The sequence below is a fragment of the Streptococcus oralis subsp. oralis genome (genome assembly GCF_002096445.1).
In the GTDB taxonomy this organism is placed as follows: Bacteria; Bacillota; Bacilli; order Lactobacillales; family Streptococcaceae; genus Streptococcus; species Streptococcus oralis_N.
Window position 1 is genome coordinate 23,441 of the sequence record NZ_NCUK01000009.1, and the last position, 17,237, is coordinate 40,677.

General features: G+C 43.1%; 17 protein-coding genes and 12 tRNA genes. 1 reads left to right on the top strand and 28 read right to left on the bottom strand.

Translation table 11 applies throughout. The features are described from left to right. Positions 1–20: 20 nt before the first annotated feature. From comGG to tgt, 11 genes are all read right to left on the bottom strand, one after another. Positions 21–434, bottom strand: coding sequence for a competence type IV pilus minor pilin ComGG (gene comGG, locus B7721_RS00250; protein WP_000265647.1), 414 nt, complete (start codon positions 432–434; stop codon positions 21–23). Further along, positions 412–873 (bottom strand): competence type IV pilus minor pilin ComGF, encoded by a 462-nt coding sequence (gene comGF, locus B7721_RS00255; RefSeq protein ID WP_002875275.1) that lies wholly within the window; start codon positions 871–873, stop codon positions 412–414. Before comGF ends, comGG begins: the two co-directional genes overlap by 23 nt. Further along, positions 836–1,138, bottom strand: a complete 303-nt coding sequence (comGE, locus tag B7721_RS00260; protein ID WP_000413369.1) for a competence type IV pilus minor pilin ComGE — start codon at positions 1,136–1,138, stop codon at positions 836–838. The genes comGF and comGE overlap by 38 nt, the downstream gene beginning before the upstream one ends. After that, positions 1,101–1,535: a competence type IV pilus minor pilin ComGD gene (comGD, locus tag B7721_RS00265; protein WP_001180060.1), complete on the bottom strand. Its 435-nt coding sequence runs from the start codon at positions 1,533–1,535 to the stop codon at positions 1,101–1,103. The genes comGE and comGD overlap by 38 nt, the downstream gene beginning before the upstream one ends. After that, the gene (gene comGC, locus B7721_RS00270) at positions 1,498–1,821 is read right to left on the bottom strand and encodes a competence type IV pilus major pilin ComGC (RefSeq protein WP_084876953.1); all 324 of its coding nucleotides are present in this window, start codon (positions 1,819–1,821) and stop codon (positions 1,498–1,500) included. Before comGC ends, comGD begins: the two co-directional genes overlap by 38 nt. A gap of 1 nt (position 1,822) precedes the next feature. Further along, positions 1,823–2,839: a competence type IV pilus assembly protein ComGB gene (gene comGB / locus B7721_RS00275; protein WP_084876955.1), complete on the bottom strand. Its 1,017-nt coding sequence runs from the start codon at positions 2,837–2,839 to the stop codon at positions 1,823–1,825. Continuing rightward, entirely contained in the window at positions 2,787–3,728 is a 942-nt protein-coding gene (gene comGA / locus B7721_RS00280) for a competence type IV pilus ATPase ComGA (protein WP_000249583.1), read from the bottom strand. The genes comGB and comGA overlap by 53 nt, the downstream gene beginning before the upstream one ends. Before the next feature lie 61 nt (positions 3,729–3,789). Continuing rightward, complete coding sequence (locus B7721_RS00285) at positions 3,790–4,155, bottom strand: DUF1033 family protein (protein ID WP_000286399.1); 366 nt, start codon at positions 4,153–4,155, stop codon at positions 3,790–3,792. 152 nt (positions 4,156–4,307) lie between these two features. Then, entirely contained in the window at positions 4,308–5,459 is a 1,152-nt protein-coding gene (nagA, locus tag B7721_RS00290; protein WP_084876957.1) for an N-acetylglucosamine-6-phosphate deacetylase, read from the bottom strand. 140 nt (positions 5,460–5,599) lie between these two features. Continuing rightward, on the bottom strand, positions 5,600–7,417 hold the full coding sequence (locus B7721_RS00295; RefSeq protein WP_084876959.1) for an acyltransferase family protein: 1,818 nt from the start codon (positions 7,415–7,417) through the stop codon (positions 5,600–5,602). Between the two features lie 133 nt (positions 7,418–7,550). Beyond that, the gene (tgt, locus tag B7721_RS00300; protein ID WP_001285237.1) at positions 7,551–8,693 is read right to left on the bottom strand and encodes a tRNA guanosine(34) transglycosylase Tgt; all 1,143 of its coding nucleotides are present in this window, start codon (positions 8,691–8,693) and stop codon (positions 7,551–7,553) included. Positions 8,694–8,809: 116 nt separating this feature from the next. Between tgt and B7721_RS00305 the strand changes: the two genes are divergently transcribed. Then, positions 8,810–9,667: a DUF975 family protein gene (locus B7721_RS00305; RefSeq protein ID WP_084876960.1), complete on the top strand. Its 858-nt coding sequence runs from the start codon at positions 8,810–8,812 to the stop codon at positions 9,665–9,667. 180 nt (positions 9,668–9,847) lie between these two features. On the opposite strand, the gene B7721_RS00310 is transcribed toward B7721_RS00305, so the two are convergent. The 17 genes from B7721_RS00310 to B7721_RS00390 all read right to left on the bottom strand — a co-directional run bounded on the left by B7721_RS00310 (position 9,848) and on the right by B7721_RS00390 (position 17,216). Next, a complete protein-coding gene (locus B7721_RS00310) occupies positions 9,848–11,032 on the bottom strand; it encodes a LysM peptidoglycan-binding domain-containing protein (RefSeq protein ID WP_084876962.1) in 1,185 nt (394 codons plus the stop codon). A 174-nt stretch (positions 11,033–11,206) separates the two neighbouring features. After that, positions 11,207–11,818 carry an HAD family hydrolase gene (locus B7721_RS00315; RefSeq protein WP_049478714.1) on the bottom strand — a complete coding sequence of 204 codons (612 nt, stop codon included), beginning with the start codon at positions 11,816–11,818 and terminating at the stop codon, positions 11,207–11,209. Between the two features lie 3 nt (positions 11,819–11,821). Next, the gene (locus B7721_RS00320; RefSeq protein ID WP_084876963.1) at positions 11,822–13,102 is read right to left on the bottom strand and encodes an MATE family efflux transporter; all 1,281 of its coding nucleotides are present in this window, start codon (positions 13,100–13,102) and stop codon (positions 11,822–11,824) included. Between the two features lie 59 nt (positions 13,103–13,161). Continuing rightward, a complete protein-coding gene (gene thrC / locus B7721_RS00325) occupies positions 13,162–14,646 on the bottom strand; it encodes a threonine synthase (RefSeq protein ID WP_084876965.1) in 1,485 nt (494 codons plus the stop codon). Positions 14,647–14,721: 75 nt separating this feature from the next. Continuing rightward, complete coding sequence (locus B7721_RS00330; RefSeq protein ID WP_084876967.1) at positions 14,722–15,999, bottom strand: glutamate--cysteine ligase family protein; 1,278 nt, start codon at positions 15,997–15,999, stop codon at positions 14,722–14,724. Positions 16,000–16,173: 174 nt separating this feature from the next. Further along, a tRNA-Leu gene (locus tag B7721_RS00335) sits at positions 16,174–16,257 on the bottom strand. Positions 16,258–16,266: 9 nt separating this feature from the next. After that, positions 16,267–16,338: transfer RNA gene (locus tag B7721_RS00340), tRNA-Gln, on the bottom strand. Positions 16,339–16,351: 13 nt separating this feature from the next. Beyond that, positions 16,352–16,424 (bottom strand) — tRNA-His (locus tag B7721_RS00345). A gap of 14 nt (positions 16,425–16,438) precedes the next feature. Continuing rightward, positions 16,439–16,509 (bottom strand) — tRNA-Trp (locus B7721_RS00350). Between the two features lie 11 nt (positions 16,510–16,520). After that, positions 16,521–16,601: transfer RNA gene (locus B7721_RS00355), tRNA-Tyr, on the bottom strand. 17 nt (positions 16,602–16,618) lie between these two features. Beyond that, a tRNA-Phe gene (locus tag B7721_RS00360) sits at positions 16,619–16,691 on the bottom strand. Between the two features lie 3 nt (positions 16,692–16,694). Then, positions 16,695–16,768 (bottom strand) — tRNA-Met (locus tag B7721_RS00365). Between the two features lie 11 nt (positions 16,769–16,779). Beyond that, positions 16,780–16,869, bottom strand: a tRNA-Ser gene (locus B7721_RS00370). Positions 16,870–16,875: 6 nt separating this feature from the next. After that, positions 16,876–16,947 (bottom strand) — tRNA-Glu (locus B7721_RS00375). Positions 16,948–16,958: 11 nt separating this feature from the next. Continuing rightward, positions 16,959–17,032, bottom strand: a tRNA-Ile gene (locus B7721_RS00380). A 35-nt stretch (positions 17,033–17,067) separates the two neighbouring features. Further along, a tRNA-Gly gene (locus tag B7721_RS00385) sits at positions 17,068–17,138 on the bottom strand. Between the two features lie 5 nt (positions 17,139–17,143). Continuing rightward, positions 17,144–17,216: transfer RNA gene (locus B7721_RS00390), tRNA-Val, on the bottom strand. Positions 17,217–17,237 lie beyond the last annotated feature (21 nt).

Here is a 17,237-nt window from a genome sequence, read left to right on the forward strand (position 1 = left end):
GCACAAAGTAGTTGAATTGACTAGGAATTGTCTTTCTTTTCAGACTTCTCTTCTGATTTTTTCTTCTCTGCTTGATTGCTTGAATCAGTCGCTACCTCTTCCTTTTTAGCTGTTTTCTTTTCTTGGGTTTTCATCGTAGGAAAGAGAAATTCATAGTTGCCCTTATTCATACGAACACTTGTTGCAAAACCTGTTTTCGTATTTTGATATCTGACTTTTCCTAAGTTAAAGACTCGTTCTCCACTTTCTTGCTCAGCCTTATCCTTACTTCGCTTGGCCATGGCAAAAGCGATCAACTTTTCTTTGTTTAGGGCAAAGTCTTTGTGATGGGCGACTTGCCGATTTAAATAAAACTGCAACAACAGACTAAAGATGGCTGCCATGGTGACTGCATATAAAAGAACGCCTGCCTTAACTTTTTGTTTTTTCCACACGATAGATGAACTCCCTTTCTAAGCCCTTTTGAAATTGGAAACGAAAGCGAACCAATTGATTTTCCTCTGTAATTTGAGCTGATTTGAGTCCATAAACCATCGGCTGATAGCCCCGTCCGCTGGTATCCGTTTTTCGAAAATCATCCGATTTAGACTTCCCTATAGAGATATCCTTACCATCTTGTTTTAAATAGAGGCGATTGCCTTCTACCTTTTCAAACTGCGAACGCTCTAACTCTGCCTCCAGTTGATCCACAAACAAGAGCCACTCCTTTTGCTCGCTTTGCTGCTGGTAACGAACTTCTGAAATGAGGAGCTGACTCATAGCTTGAAAAAGGAGCAAGCCTCCGCTAATGACGATAAGGGCAATCAGAGATTCTAATAGAGTGAACGCTCTTACCTTACTGCTCTTTAAGGTCGAGCAACTTCTCTGAACCATGGTAGACCTCCAATCCCTTTTCACTAGCAAACACCTGAACCTCCACTCCGTTTATGTTTACCTGATTTTGACCTGTCTGCAGAGCCATCTTCGCCACACGCAAGACTTCTTCCTTTTGCAAGATTTCTGCCTCTTCTTGTCTATTTTTCTGAATTTGTCCTAAAAGGAGGGTTGCAATGCTGGCAAACACAGCCAAAGCTACTACTGCTTCTAGTAAGATTACTGCCTTAATTTTTAGTTTCCTTAATGCGTTTAATTTTTCCATTTCCTAGATATAATTGATAGCGAATCACTCCTTTGCTAGTCTGAAATTCAACCTTAGCCAGGGACGAATTGCCCCCAGCTCGGTCAAATATAATGCTTTGTCCTGATGGCGCCTGAATTTCTTTAGGAACGGTCAACTTTTGACTGCCATTGCTGATCGTCTGCCCATCTAAGTTCAGACTGGTCTTTTGCTGACTGGCTAGACTGCGTTTTTGCGTTTCCCTATAGAGTTCTTCAAACTCCATAAAGAAAATCTGCTCCTCTACCGCCGCAAAACTGGACTGAACAGAACCGGACAAGCCTAAACCAAGGATACTCACAAGTCCCAAAACTAAGAGACTTTCCAGCATGGTAAAGGCCTTAATCTGCAACAGTTTGACTTGTTTTTTGTTTTGCATGGTAGTCTTTATAAGCTTTGGCTTGCTCAGCTGTGATACGACCGTCTGCTTGTAATTTGCTAAGGCTAGCATCTTCATTCTTGTCCAGACTATAGAGCTCTGCCTGGCTTTCTACGACCTTGACAACAGCAGCTTTTCCTTTGTCATCTACGGTATCCTTTTGCTTGGTCAAATTGGGCACAAAGAGCAAGAGAAGAACACTGATGATTAAAAGGACGACTAACATCTCTACCAGAGTGAAAGCTTGAACCTTGGCTTTTTTTAAATTTGTCATGAGTTTTTTCATTTTAAAAATTTACCTCCATATTTTGATACATGGGCATAAGCATTGCCGCATAAAGTAAAACGATAATCAGGGCCACAAAGATAAAAACCAGTGGCTGTACTAAGTTCATGGTGCGGTTGACTCGGGTAAAAAAGGCTTCCCAAGTTTTTTCAGCATAGATTTCCAACTCACTCCCCAGCTTGGACTTGACTTCCCCATACTCGATGATGAGACTCAACTCCTTTTTAAAGAAAGGATAGGTCGCTATGGTTTGAGAAAATTCGCGGCCATTTTGCAGGGCTTGAGCCAAATCTTGACCGATTTCGTTAAAGAGCTGTGAGCCTTGTTCCTGCATGATCTGAAAAATCTGCATCAGCTCCATCCCCTGCGAAATCATATTGCCCCATTCACGCGCATAATAAGCTGTCAGATAAGTCTGGACAAAGATTCCTAGAAAGGGAATCCGCGCTAACATCGAGAAGACCCGCATCTTGGAACTTCTTTTGTAAAAAGTGAGAGCTAAAAGCAAAGATAGAGAGCAAACCAACACTAGTCCCAGAAATATTTGTGGCAGATTGCCGATGATTTGAGTGGCGATATTGCTACTGTCCAGTTGAGGAAGTAGATAGTTTCTCAACCCCAGCATGATTAGCAGGAGAAATCCCAGCAAAATCAGAGGATAGGTCGCCACTTCGATTAACTTTTTCTTGACCTTGGCCAAATTATCCAGATATTCTTCTATCTTTGCCAAACTCAGGTGAAGATTTCCATGCACTTCAGCTAGAGATAATTGGGTCACAATAGCACTTGAAAAACCCAAACTGTCCATCATCTGTGAGAAGGATTTCCCCTGAGACAAGCCTTGGTGCATCTGGGCCACATAGTCCTTTTCCAGCAAGGCACTTCTGCCCAAAAAAGAAATAATTTCCACCAAATGAAAGCCACTGGAGAAGAGGTTGTTAAACAAAGTGATGATTTTCTTCTGCTTAGCTGTAGCTAATTTTTTCCGTTTCAGCCTGAAGACTTGTGATATGTCCATCTTTAAGAAGCTGCTCAATCTGTTCATTCCAGCTAGTTGGCTGGTGTTCCTGATAGTCTTTGTTTGCAAAGTCAACGATTCCTCCTCCCCCAATTAATCTCTGGTAGCAGACTCCTTGCAGAACAACTGCTAATTCCTCCTCCGTCACACCCAACTCCAGAAGGCGTTCATAAACACCTCGGATACTCTTGGCATGAATGGTTGAAAAAACTGTCGCCCCTGTCAAACTGGCTCTGACCACTGCACGCGCTGTCTCGCTATCCCGAATTTCACCAATAATCAAGAGGTCCGGACGATGCCGGAGAGACAGTTTGATCAGATTTTCATAGGTCAAGCCAATCGCTTCATTCAACTGCAACTGGAGCATGTCTTCCTGCTTGATCTCGACAGGATCTTCAATGGACATAACCTGTTGCCCTTTAAACAGAGACTTGGCCAATTCGTGCATCAAGGTCGTCTTGCCACTTCCGACTGGACCTGCAAATAGATAGAGTCCCCGTTGCCTGTACTGCTCACCCAGTTCGTTCATATCCTGAAACCAGAAATTCAGATCCTGCTCCTCATCGTGCAACAAACGAATGACCAAACTCTCATGCCCCCGATAATCTCCTACGGTAGACAAACGCAGAGAAGACTTCTTCTCCCCATGCTGATAGTCGCAAGAACCCAGCTGACTGCGCCTCTTCTCTCCTACGTTCATACCCGCCACAAACTTAAAATGACTAATCACAGCAGCTAAAACATCAAACTCATAGGAGTCAACGAGACACCGCTCGTCTCCAACCCGCATGTGAAGCTCGTAGGACTTTTCCTTGGGAATGAAATAGATATCCTGAGCCTTCTTTTCTTTCGCAGTAGCAATAATTTTCTGTGCAATTTCTTGTACCATACCGCCCTCCTTATCTAACTATTCGCAAAAAAATAAAAAAAGCAACTTAAAAAGTTACTTTTTATCTCCATTTCATACGGCAAGAACGGTGTTTTTCTTGACCTGTTTGTTTTTCGTAGCCTGGACGTAGCTTTTCATCGGGGATGACTTGCTCATCCTGTAAAAGTGCCAAAGAATGATACTGCTGCAAATACTCATCACACTCATCACACCAGCGTTGGTCGGCAGGATCCCAAAAAATAGTCATCAAATCACTCCGACTCTTATAAAGAGGATTCTTCTTTTCCAGCTCAAACCAGCATGATTTATAATATTTTAGAGCATCATAATACTTGTCAAAAGATTGACTCATGATGACATCTTCTTCCCAACCTTCTATGAACCACCACGGTTCAAAATCCCCATACATTTCTATAACACGATACATTCTTACTACTTCCTTTGTATCGTATATTATATCTAATTTTTTATTACAAGAAAAGGATTTTGCTTGCCTTTCCCTTTAGGAAGACTTCTTTAAATACCTTTTCAGCCTATCATAAAAATAGGAGTCCTTTATTGACTCCTATTTTTATCTTCTTAAGCTTGATAACGTTTCACACCATCTAGGTAGGTTGCTACCAATTCCAAATCTTTATCTAGTACGATAAAGTCGGCATCGTAACCTTCACGGATTTGACCACAGACATCATCGATGTGAACAGATTTTGCTGGGTTGAGGCTGGCCATCATGACTGCTTCATGCGGATTCGCAATGCCCCATTCGACCACATTCTTCAAACCATCTTTGAGTTTGAGGATAGAACCTGCCAAATTACCTGTAGATTTGAGGCGAGCAGTTCCATTAGCAACTACTACCGGGAATTCTCCCAACATGTAGTCTCCATCTTCCAAGCCACCAGCTGTCATACAGTCTGTGATAAGGGCGATATTTTCAGTTCCTTTTTGCTTGAGCAAAATGTCACAGGCCTTTGGATCTACGTGGTGACCGTCACAAATCAATTCTGCGTAAGTATGTGGCAACTCATACATGGCTCCCACCATACCGAGCTCACGGTGAGTCAACCCTCGCATTCCGTTGTAGGCATGTACCCAAACACTCGCTCCAGCATCGACTGCTTTTTTAGCTTCATCAAAAGTCGCATTTGAGTGTCCAAGAGCAACGGTCACTCCTTCACCCGTAATCGTACGAACAAAGTCTTCTACACCTTCGCGTTCTGGCGCAAGGGCGATTTTATTGAGCAGGCCATTGGCTGCTTTTTGCCAAGCACGAAACTCATCCATACGAGGGTCTTTCATATAGGCAGGGTTTTGGGCTCCTTTGTATTTCTCTGTGAAATAAGGGCCTTCAAAATAGATCCCACGAATCTTGGCTCCACTTGCTTCCTGGTAACGAGCACCGATATTTTCAGTTACCGCAAGCAACTGCTCGTAAGAGGAAGTCAACGTCGTTGGCAAGAAGCTGGTAACACCTGTGCTAAGCAATCCTTCACTCATGGTATGAAGGGTTCCTTCGATATTATTATCCATGACATCCACACCGCCAAATCCATGAATGTGGGTATCCACAAGTCCTGGTGCAATGCTATAACCGGTATAGTCAATCACCTCAGCTCCTTCAGGAATCTCTTCTACATGTTTACCAAACTTGCCATCCACAAGTTCCAAGTAACCGCCACGACGAATTCCGTGTGGGTAGAAAAACTGATCCGCTTTAATATAATTAGGCATAATGATAACCTCCTTGATAGATTGATTCTAGAATTTATTATGTCAATTACATTATAAACCTTTCTTTTTCATTTGTAAATGGTATAGACCTATTTTTCGTAGATATTTTAAAAGAGCTGGATATCTCCAACTCTTTGATTTTATTTTGATTTCACAGGTAGCTCTTGAGCGGCCTTAACAGCAGCTGCAATCGTCTCTGCGTAAAGTTTAGCACCTTCTTCAATCATGTTGCTATCATTTCCAAAGTGGACTTGGTCAGTTCCAGCCCAGATTTCAGGGTGTTCCTTAGCGACCTTATTCCAGTCAGCGATGCTCACATATGGATTCTTTTCAGCTAATTCTCTCGCATAAGCCGCATACTGCTCCACTGATGCATAAGTGTCCTTGCTCTTGTCTCCCTCATAAGGTGTCACCAGTATCAGATGGTGTCCTTTCGGTAGATTGTTCACGATGCTGTCCAAATCATTCTTATAGCCTTCGGGATTGTTGACCCCCGTTGCAATGACAACTGTTTTTAAAAGCGCCTTGTTCTGGCTATTATTGAGCATGATGTCATTGGCTTGCTTGGTCGTCCGACTAACCTGAGCATTGATATTTGCATCAGGAAGCGCCTCTTTTAAGGCTGTATTGGCACGTAGAGTCACTGAATCTCCTATTAGGCTTGTTCCCTCAGAAATTCCTAGACGACTCAGTTCAACTTGTTCAGCAAGAGTCTTTGTTTGTCCTATATTGGTCTGGGCTTGTTTGAAACCATTGACCATCAAGTCTGTCTCAAAAGCTCCAACTTGAGGAGCCACAACTATGATAATCAAGCTAATCAAGGTAAGAATGCCAGCAGCACCAGCACTAATCGGTTTAATATGAGGCAATTGACTAATCTTCCGTATTAAAGGATTGGATTTACCGGCAATCAATGGCTCCATAATATAGAAGGATAGGATAGCAAAGGAATAAGAAAAGATGATCGTCAGAATAACAGCAGGCAGATTACTCATCAACTGAGAAAAGATAATATAGAAAGGCCAGTGGAAGAGATAAACCGCGTAGCTGGTATCCGCTAAAAATGTAATGATCCGAGGTTCTTGTATCTCAGGCGTTTTCTCATGCAAGACACGCGCAGCAAAAATCATGGTCACTGCCGCTAAACTTGCTAGCAAGAAGCCAAATAAGTACGCAAACAGGTAGGTGAACTTGACAAAGAAAGTCAAGAGCACTAGCACCAAAAGCCCCGCAATAAACACCAGTAGATTTTGACGAAGATCCCACATCCGGTCAAACTGCTTGACTAAATCGCTCGTCTGACGAACCCCCACAACTGTCGCCAAAATGCTTCCTAAAAAGAAGGGATAGACATGGGTCAGACTTGAAAAGTAGACAGATGAATAGGAACTCGCCATTAGACTACCAATAAACATGGAGAAAAAGCTAATGATAAAAGCTCCAGCAGAAAGGAGAAAGACCATCCCTCTCAATTGACTACTAGATTTTGAATGTTTCGATAAGAACCAAACCGCTAAGCCCCAAAGGATATAGTAGTGAACCTCAACAGCTAGACTCCAGTTATGAACAAAGAGATGCGGAATGAACTGGGATTCATAACTGCCTCCTGTTAACATTTCGTAGAAGTTGGTCATAAAACCGAGAACTCCAGCTATCTGGCCACCAATTCCAGCAACATAGTCTTGACGAACCAAGAAAGTAAAAGGCATGGTCACCAAAATCATCAGCACCACAGGTGGCACGATGCGGTAAAACCGTCTCTTAAAAAAGCCCAGTAAATCAATCTGGCGTGCCTTCCCAAATTCTTCTAAAAGGAGGGAGGTGATCAAAAATCCTGAAAAAGTGAAAAAGACATCTACCCCAAAGAATCCTCCAGGAAAGATCGTTTGAAAGAAGTGGTACAAAAGCACCAAAAGTAAACCTGTAATCCTAATCAAGGAAAACCATTTAATACGCATACGAGTCTATTCTCCATTAAATTAGGAAGCAAAACACCACCTAATTTCCATTCCATTATACTCCCTATTCTATCAAAAAAATAGGAAAAATCCTAAGAGAAAACTTAGGATTTTGGCATTCTATTTTTACACTTTAGAAATTGCGCCCTGACTTGTTGTAGCCATATTTTTCTACAAAATACTCACGAAATTCCAAGAGATTGTCATCCATGATGGCTTGACGGACCTGCTTCATCAGATTGAGCAAGAAGTAGAGATTGTGGTAACTAGTCAAGCGGATACCGAAGGTTTCATCAGCCTTGAGCAAATGACGAAGGTAGGCGCGTGTGTAGTTCTTACATGTGTAGCAATCACACTCAGGATCCAGTGGCGTAAAGTCTTCAGCGAATTGGGCATTTTTGACAACCAAACGACCTTGACTGGTCATACAAGTTCCGTTACGAGCGATACGAGTCGGTAAGACACAGTCAAACATATCCACACCACGAATAACCCCATCAATCAAGCTATCTGGCGCTCCGACACCCATCAAATAGCGAGGTTTGTTTTCAGGTAGCAGTTGAGTTGTGAAGTCCAAGACGGCATTCATCTCTTCGTGGGTTTCTCCCACTGCCAAACCACCGATAGAGTAGCCTGGGAAATCCATGCTAACAAGGTCGTGAGCTGACTGACGGCGAAGGTCTTCAAATCCTGCCCCCTGTACAATTCCAAACAAACCTTGATCATGTGGGCGACGATGAGCCTTCAAACCACGCTCAGCCCAACGACTGGTACGCTCGATGGATTTCTTAACGTAGTCGTAAGGTTGGTAAAACTGAGGACATTCGTCAAAGGACATCATGATGTCTGAGCCTAGATTATTCTGAATAGAGATGGCTTTTTCTGGCGATAGGAACATCTTAGAACCATTGAGATGGTTTTTAAAGGTTACGCCTTCTTCTGTGATATTTCGGCTATCTGCTAGGGAATAAACCTGGAAACCACCACTATCCGTCAAAATTGGCTGGTCCCAATTCATGAACTTGTGGAGACCGCCTGCGCGTGCGATGAGTTCATCTCCAGGGCGAAGCCAGAGATGATAAGTATTAGATAGGATAATCCCTGATCCCATCTCCTTTAATTCTTCAGGTGACTGGGTTTTAACAGTGGCTTGGGTCCCAACTGGCATAAACATAGGTGTCGGGAAGGTACCGTGTGGGGTGATGATTTCTCCTAGACGAGCTCCTGTGTGTTTTTCTTTCTTAATCAAACGGTATTTGATTGGTGAATCTGACATTTTCTACCTCCGAAGCTGGGAAAGACAGTCCCAGTTCATACTTTGTGCCCAAAGGCATACTGTATGATTTTATCAAAAAAACCAGGAACTGTCACGAACTATGGTATAATGAAAGAATGAAATACCCAAAAATTGATTTAAAAACCATTCGTCTGCAGACTAGGCAGTTTCAGGCTGGAAATCCCCGCCTCTTTCTCGTCTATCTCTTACCTAGCATACTGGTCATCTTATCAGGCTTTCTCAACCCCTTGGCTCGTCTCCAAGAAAGTGTTTTAGAGCAATCCTTTTTCAGCATGCTGGCACAAGTGCTCCAAGCCTATCTCTTCCCACTAGTGGTTTCTTTTGTGAGCACGATTTTTCTAGCAGGTGCTGCCTTTGCGACACTCCGACTCCTCAAGGATCCTGATACGGACCTCTCAGTAAAATCAAGTCTAGCCCTCTTTGCTGCAGAGCGCTTCTCGCAAACCTTCCTAACTCTGCTCCTCAAACGTTTCTACCTCTTTTTATGGAGCATTCCAAACTTAGTAGGCGTTTATTTTCTCTTTTATAGCAATCTCTTGGCTCGGAGATTTGTCGCCTTACATCCTGAATTTCCAAAATTAGACCTCTCATCCGTTGAAACCGAGCAATTCCTTATGACCTTTGGCCTCTACTTTTTCGCGAGTCTCATCTTGATGATTGTAGGGAACATCCTCTACGTTCCGCAACATTATGCCTACTCGCAGGTAGAATTCCTCCTCTGCGACACTCTGGATTTAGGACAGGCTAAACCCCATCAAATCCTGAAAATCAGCCGTTTCTTGATGAAGGGTTACAAATTTCAACGCTTTGTTCTCGATCTACAACTACTCCCTTGGTACTTCCTTAACTGGATTACTTTTGGAATTGCTAGCTTTTCAATCCTTCCCTATATCCAAAACAATCACATCTTCTTTTACAGAGCCCTACTAGCCCGTAAACGCCGAAATGGATAAGAACCTACAAAACCCAGTGTCCTGAAAGACGCTGGGTTTCTTATTTAAAAAGCAACATACTCAGCAGAGTCAAAATAGCGGGCCCACCTTGCTTCAGAATAATCTTCTTATTATCCTGAAGAATTTACACACAAAAAAAGAAGCGGGAACTCAATCAGTTCCCAACTTCCATTTTAATGATTAGTTCATTGAAACGTGAACGTGGTCATAGTGGTTTTCGGTCACACTACCACGGTCTGGCATTGGATTCCACGTGTAGGCTGGTCCATATTTACTATCGTATGGAGCGTAGAAACGTTGCTTCCAAATGATATAGTTGATACCACGGCTAGCCATGTTTTGAACCGCATATTCCGCAATTTGGTCACCGAGCGCTGAACTCACTGGAACCATAAAGTCGATGGCCAAACCTTTTCCATGGTCGCCACTGTCTCCAGGACGGTAGCCACTAAAGGATGTGATGCCAAACAAGTTGGCGATTTCTTCTTTAAAGGCTGCCGTTTGTGGTTGAAGCCCAGCATTCTCAGACTTAGCTACAGCAAGTCCTGCATAGTCAGGAGCCGCTGGAGCCGAATACGTTCTTGAAGGAGTTTGGCTTTGCTCTGCTTGATAAGTCGAAGTTGCAGTGTCAGAAGTTGCTGTTGACGCTTCTGTTTCTTCTGTTGCACTTGATCCTGTTGTATCAGCAGGTGTTTCAGTTGCTGGAGCAGCTGCTACTGGGGCTTCCGCTGGAGTTGTTGCTGCCGTTTCTTCGGTAGCCGGAGTCGCTGCTTGAGGAGCTTCTTCTTCAACTGGACTAGTTGTTTCAGTTGTTTCTTCTGCCACAGGTGTTTCTGTAGATGGTGTCTCTTCAGCAACTGTCGCTATCTCAGAAACTTCTGAATTTGGCGCTACTTCTGTTGGTTTTTCGGTCTCTGTTGCAGTTGGGACTTCCTCAATTGGTTGAGAAAGATCTTCTACTTGAACCGTTTGTTCATCGACGGTTACTTGGTTGGTCGTCAAATCAGCTGTCGCAGTCGTAACTTCTTCACTAGCATCTGCTTGAGGAGCTTGGATTTCAACTTCCGTTACCTCTTCTTCCTCATTGACAGTTGTGGTGAGGACAGTATCTGGGAAAATCAAGTCCATATTGGTGATTTTGTTCAAATTTGCAAGAACTGTGACATCTACACCCAAGGCTTCTGCAATGGTGCTCAAGGTATCACCATACTGTACTGTATAGCTTGTTTTGTTGTCCGTTTTAGTCAAATCGTTTTGGATTTGCTCAACACTACGTGCAGTCCAAAGGACTTCTTCTGCTTGAGTTGCCAATACTGGGGCAAATGACAAGGCTACTGTTGAGACTAAAATCATTCTTTTCTTCATTCGTTCATATTCCTTTCAAATGAGTACCTGTCTATCATAACACAAAAAAAGTAGAAAAAAAGCCCTCTCGGGCCTATTTAACAGAACTGTCCATTCCTTGTAACAAACTCGATTACTTGAAATAGTTTGTTAGGTTTCTGTCACAAAAGTGACACACTCTTCTCATCACTTATCCTAAAAAATATAAGGAATATCTGCTAGTACTTGAATCCTCTGATTCCCTTCATAAGACGACTCTAAAAAGTTAATGCTTTGAATTCCGCTATTCTGAGCAAATTCCACATCCAAAGTCCGATCCCCTATATAATAGGTAGTCCTAGGATCCAACTCATATTTATCTAACAGATAGGTCGCTGCTTCTGGACTGGGCTTGCGTGCAAAACCACTCTGATTAGTTAGAATTTCTGTGAAATAAAATTCCAAACTCAAGTCTCTTAGAATGGTATAAGCATTGTTCCCCTTATGAGTATAAACAAACTGCTGAATCCCTGCTTGGTCTGCCCAAGCTAGCACTTCACGCGCACCTGGCATCAAAACTACCTGGGCATTCTTCTCAGCTAGACTCTGGGCACGCACCTGATTAAGCACTGCCGCATCCAAATTTCGCTCTTCTGCCACCTGCTCCAGCAAATCCTGCACAGAGTACTTGAGGATAAACTCTCTCACGCTCTCCTTATCATAAGGAATAGAAAACTGACCAAAGGTTTCCTCAATCCCTGATAAAATCGCTTCGTAAGAGTCCAATAAGGTTCCGTCTAAATCCCAAATAAAAGCTGTTCTTTGCATTTTCTATTCTTTCAAACTCATATAACGCTGGTAACGGAAGCGTAGAAATAACCAACGAAAACCATTATCCAAAAGGGTTCCTGCCCAAATACCAGGTAAGCCCCAACCAAGCACAATCCCCATCAGGTAGGCTGTCCCAATGCGAATACACCACATCCCGATACTTGTCGCATAAAAGGGGAGACGAGCATTTCCCAAGCCCTGCCAAACCGCCGTATAAATAACTGTCCCTGTCGCCATGGGAGTCCCTAGTAGAGAGAACAGTGCCACCAAAACGCTGGCTTCGACTGCTATAGGGTCCGTTGTATAGAGATGAGTCAATGGTGTCCCTAAGGCATAGATACTGAGAGTTAAGGGCAACATGAGAAGCAGAGAAAGCCAAAAGGTTTGTTTACTCAAACTAGTTACTCTTTCCCAGTTATCCTCTCCAACTGCTCGAGCCACCTGCATGACCGTTGCCGTAGCGACGCCAAAGGCAGGCATATAGTTAAACTGGGTCAAGACTTCTCCGACTGCATTCCCCGCTACTGCCTCCGTCCCAAAAGAGACGACCAAGGCAATGATCACTACATCTCCAGCCCGCATCATGAGACGTTCTCCTGCCGCCGGTATAGCCAAAGTCAACAAATCCTTATCTAAACCAAAAGATGGCTTCTCATAAGGCAGTTTTAATTGCGACCATAAAATCAAAAGACCAACCAAGCGAGATAGAATAGTCCCCCATGCAACACCAGCTATCCCCATATCAAGGACAAAAATAGCTAGACTTGAAAAGAGAATATTCAATGCATTGGATAAAAAACTAACATAGAGAGGCAGACGCGGATTATGCGTTGCACGAATCAAAGCCCCCAAACTGGTCATCAAACCCAAGAGAACAATAGATCCGCCTACCAAAGATAGGTAGAGTCCACCACTCTCAGCTACATCCCTCTCCGTCCCCAAGAGTCCTATCATCTCTTGCCCAGCAAAGATAGACAAGGCCCCTAAAAGCAAACTCAGTAGCAAGGTAATCTTCAGCGCTTCAGTCACATGATAAGCTAGCTTGGACTGATCTTTCTGCCCCATGCTTTTTGAAATAACACTGGAAATAGCAGCCCCCAAAGCGATGAAAATGGCCTGGTAAATCGTGATAATATTGCCAGCCACTGATACACCCGAAATAGCTACTAGTCCCAAGTGAGCGACCAAGTAACTGTCCACCATTCCCATGAGCATCTGCAAAAAGTTTTCGCCCATAGCGGGCAAGGCAATGTTGAGAATGTCTTTATTTTTTCTAAACAATCTGTCCTCCTGATGAAAAGAAACTCAGTTGTTTCCCAACCGAGTTTACTTCCTCTGTTTTAAAGTCCTAGATAAGTCTCAACCGCTGCTTGCATGTCAGTAGCTGCCACTGTTGTCTTGTGACGAACAGGAGCTGTCTCAAGCCCGTCAACCGCTGGTGGCACTGCCACTCCTGAAATGTCATGTAATTGAGCCAAGGCTTCAAAGTCTGTCAAGCCTGCTTTTCCTGTTACCGCTTCTACGGCAACCACTGGGAACTTGTAGGGACTAGCTGTTGAAGCAATCACTGTCTTAGTCGCATCGCCAGTAGCCGCTTGGTATTTTCTATAAACAGCTGAGGCAACAGCTGTGTGTGGGTCCTCGATATAAGAATCTGACTCATAAACACGTTTGATTTCTGCAGCCGTTTCTTCCTCCGTCGCATATTCAGCTGCAAAGAGGGCCAGAATTTCTGCAGCAAAATCAGTCAACTCATATTGTCCTTGCGTGTTCAAGGCATTCATAAGTTCAGCTGTCTTTTCAGCATTATTTCCCAAAAGATGGAAAATCAAACGCTCCAAATTTGAAGATACTAGGATATCCATGGATGGGCTAGTTGTGACCTTAAACTCACGTTTCTTGTCATAGACACGTGTTTTAAAGAAATCTGTCAAGACATTGTTGTCATTTGAAGCACAGATCAATTTGCCAACTGGTAGGCCGATTTGTTTGGCATAAAAGGCAGCCAAGATATTACCGAAGTTTCCAGTTGGTACTGTGAAGTTGACTTTTTCACCAGCCACAATCTCACCAGTCTTGACCAACTGAGCGTAGGCATAAACATAATAAACAATCTGTGGTACCAAACGACCAATGTTCATAGAGTTAGCTGATGAAAATTGCAGTTTATTGGCAGCCAATTTTTCACGAAGAGCTACATCGTTAAACATATGTTTCACATTTGTTTGTGCATCATCAAAGTTTCCATCAATAGCGATAACATGAGTATTGTCGCCAGTCTGAGTAGTCATTTGCAACTCTTGTACCTTGCTGACACCATCTTTTGGATAAAAGACGATAATCTCAGTTCCAGGCACATCCGCAAACCCTGCCATAGCAGCTTTTCCAGTATCACCAGATGTCGCTGTCAAAATGACAATCTTGTTCTCCAAACCATGCTTTTTAGCGGCTGTCGTCATAAAGTATGGCAAGATAGACAAGGCCATATCTTTAAAGGCAATCGTTGAACCATGGAACAATTCCAAGTTGTATTGCCCATCCAGTTTCACCAATGGCGCAATAGCTGGAGTATCAAACTTGCTATCGTAGGCATTGTTGATACAGTAGTCCAACTCCTCAGCCGTAAAGTCATCTAAAAATGCTGATAAAACTAATTTAGCCACTTCTTGGTAAGAAGCATCTTTTAATGTGTCAAAGTCCAAATCCACCTTTGGATAAGTAAGCGGAGTAAACAGACCACCATCCGTCGCCAAACCTTGCAAAATAGCTTGGCTGGCAGTTACTGTATTATTGGCATCACGCGTTGATTGATAAACTAATGTCATGAATCTCTATCCTTTATCTATAGTCTCTTCCATTATATCACGATTTTTCAGAAAATTCTCCCTTTATAAGAGAAATTATAATCCCAATTCTTTCTTCAAAGGCTCTAAATAAACCATTTCTTGCTTATCTCTTTTCTCCAGTCCTTCCTCAGCTAGGATGAGTAAGTCTTTAGAAAACTCGAGAACCGCAGCTTCTTCTTCATCTGTGAGTTGTTTTTTAGAAAACTGTCGTCTTAAAAGCTTATAATCACGACCAGCTGTGGTAAAGAATGAAGCCGTTCGCAAGTAAGCTTCAAGCTTGTCTAAATAAACCAACAATCCCAAGTGAAAGGCAGCAGAAGCAAAAGTCCTATCGAGCGGCTGAGTACAAACACTGCGAAACTCAACTGTTCCTCGAGTCGTTAAGTCTTGGTATTGGTAACTACGATGGGTTTCAAAATCCTTCTCCTGAGGATGAATCAATACCTCATCCCCATTAAGGCTAAATGCCTGGATTTCAGGTGTAGCCAAATAGTCCCTAGCCTGAATAGGATAAAAATAATAGGTCTGCCCATCACGTTCCGCAGTAAAAATTGCAGAATGATCTAGATAGTCAAAAAAATCATCCTCATCTTTAAAGAGTCTAGTATTGACACCTACATTCTCTGGATAGATACCATGCATGGATTCTTCCCAAAAAATATCTCTCGAAATTTTGGTATCCCAATCTGCCCCTGAAAACTCAGAATTGGCAAACAAATAAGCTTTAGCAGCTTCAATTTGCGTAAAAGCATTGATAACCCGCAAGTAGTTGGACTTTGAAACGTCCAGTTGAACCTGACTTCCACAGATAAAGGCACCATACTCAGGGAAATGATGTAAATCTGATTTAGTTACATTTCTACTCAAATTCAGATAATCCATCAACATCTGATAGCGGGGATAAGCCACTGGACAATTCTCATTTTTATCCCAGTTGGGATGAATGCCGCAGCCTACAATAGCATGATTAGCTTCACCCAACTTATTCTGAATCGTAGCCATATAGAAGTTAAAGCGTTCTTCTACCTCTTGGATAGATTCGGCCTTTCCGAATGCAAACTCAATCGTCGTATAAGCAACCTCAAACAAGATCGTATCTTGGCTGACTGGATCAAGTAACTGAATTGGATTCCCAAAATCATCCACTTTTTCGATAGTAAAGCCCAGTACTGATGGTAAATACCGAAAGAGATCCTTAACAACTTCACCATCTGTAGCCTTACCCTCTAAATTTACAATAGGATATTCTAACTCAATCCCAATAAATAAATTTGGGTTCTCTTTTATATTCTTTAAGTAACGTTTCTTTAGTAATTCAACAGACCGAGACATTAATCACCAAACTCTTTCATAATCAAAATAAATTGTGAATAAGTAATATTATACCAAAAATACACTAAAAATGACTAGAATAAGAAGAAAAAGATCATTCATCAGTTATCTGTACTTAATCAAAATCTTTACCAAAACAAAAAACAAGACCCGAAAGCCTTGTCTTTCATACTATACCGGCGGCCGGGGTCGAACCGGCACGTCCTTGCGGACACTGGATTTTGAGTCCAGCGCGTCTGCCAATTCCGCCACGCCGGCAAATAGTAACTGGGGTAGCTGGATTCGAACCAACGCATGAGGGAGTCAAAGTCCCTTGCCTTACCGCTTGGCTATACCCCAATAATATAAAATAGGCGAGTGATGGGGATCGAACCCACGCATGCCAGAGCCACAATCTGGTGTGTTAACCACTTCACCACACCCGCCATAATCATATTAACACGGGCAGTAGGAATTGAACCCACACTGAAGGTTTTGGAGACCTTAGTTCTACCTTTAAACTATGCCCGTAACTAAAGTAATGGAAGGGGAGGGATTCGAACCCCCGAACCCGAAGGAGCGGATTTACAGTCCGCCGCGTTTAGCCTCTTCGCTACCCTTCCAAGTTATAAATAAAATATGGCGCGAGACGGAATCGAACCGCCGACACATGGAGCTTCAATCCATTGCTCTACCAACTGAGCTACCGAGCCAAATTGCGGGAGCAGGATTTGAACCTACGACCTTCGGGTTATGAGCCCGACGAGCTACCGAGCTGCTCCATCCCGCGTTAATATAAAAAGGAGGATGTGGGATTCGAACCCACGCACGCTTTTACACGCCTGACGGTTTTCAAGACCGTTCCCTTCAGCCGGACTTGGGTAATCCTCCAATAAATAGTCCGTACGGGATTCGAACCCGTGTTACCGCCGTGAAAAGGCGGTGTCTTAACCCCTTGACCAACGGACCATATTTATAAATGGGCACGAGTGGACTCGAACCACCGACCTCACGCTTATCAGGCGTGCGCTCTAACCACCTGAGCTACGCGCCCAAGTTTAAAAAACTTGGTAATTGAACAAAGTTCAAAGCGGGTGACGAGAATCGAACTCGCGACAACAGCTTGGAAGGCTGTAGTTTTACCACTAAACTACACCCGCTAAAATGGGAGTTAACGGGATCGAACCGCTGACCCTCTGCTTGTAAGGCAGATGCTCTCCCAGCTGAGCTAAACTCCCAAAAAGGAAGTCTCTAAACTT

Bases quoted from the DNA above. Each gene is read 5' to 3' on its own strand.
- comGD (WP_001180060.1), bottom strand. From the start codon at position 1,535: ATGCAAAACAAAAAACAAGTCAAACTGTTGCAGATTAAGGCCTTTACC.
- B7721_RS00295 (WP_084876959.1), bottom strand. From the start codon at position 7,417: ATGCGTATTAAATGGTTTTCCTTGATTAGGATTACAGGTTTACTTTTG.
- comGA (WP_000249583.1), bottom strand. From the start codon at position 3,728: ATGGTACAAGAAATTGCACAGAAAATTATTGCTACTGCGAAAGAAAAG.
- comGB (WP_084876955.1), bottom strand. From the start codon at position 2,839: ATGGACATATCACAAGTCTTCAGGCTGAAACGGAAAAAATTAGCTACA.
- tgt (WP_001285237.1), bottom strand. From the start codon at position 8,693: ATGTCAGATTCACCAATCAAATACCGTTTGATTAAGAAAGAAAAACAC.
- B7721_RS00315 (WP_049478714.1), bottom strand. From the start codon at position 11,818: ATGCAAAGAACAGCTTTTATTTGGGATTTAGACGGAACCTTATTGGAC.
- B7721_RS00285 (WP_000286399.1), bottom strand. From the start codon at position 4,155: ATGTATCGTGTTATAGAAATGTATGGGGATTTTGAACCGTGGTGGTTC.
- comGC (WP_084876953.1), bottom strand. From the start codon at position 1,821: ATGAAAAAACTCATGACAAATTTAAAAAAAGCCAAGGTTCAAGCTTTC.
- comGF (WP_002875275.1), bottom strand. From the start codon at position 873: ATGGTTCAGAGAAGTTGCTCGACCTTAAAGAGCAGTAAGGTAAGAGCG.
- thrC (WP_084876965.1), bottom strand. From the start codon at position 14,646: ATGACATTAGTTTATCAATCAACGCGTGATGCCAATAATACAGTAACT.
- B7721_RS00310 (WP_084876962.1), bottom strand. From the start codon at position 11,032: ATGAAGAAAAGAATGATTTTAGTCTCAACAGTAGCCTTGTCATTTGCC.
- B7721_RS00330 (WP_084876967.1), bottom strand. From the start codon at position 15,999: ATGTCTCGGTCTGTTGAATTACTAAAGAAACGTTACTTAAAGAATATA.
- B7721_RS00305 (WP_084876960.1), top strand. From the start codon at position 8,810: ATGAAATACCCAAAAATTGATTTAAAAACCATTCGTCTGCAGACTAGG.
- nagA (WP_084876957.1), bottom strand. From the start codon at position 5,459: ATGCCTAATTATATTAAAGCGGATCAGTTTTTCTACCCACACGGAATT.
- comGE (WP_000413369.1), bottom strand. From the start codon at position 1,138: ATGGAAAAATTAAACGCATTAAGGAAACTAAAAATTAAGGCAGTAATC.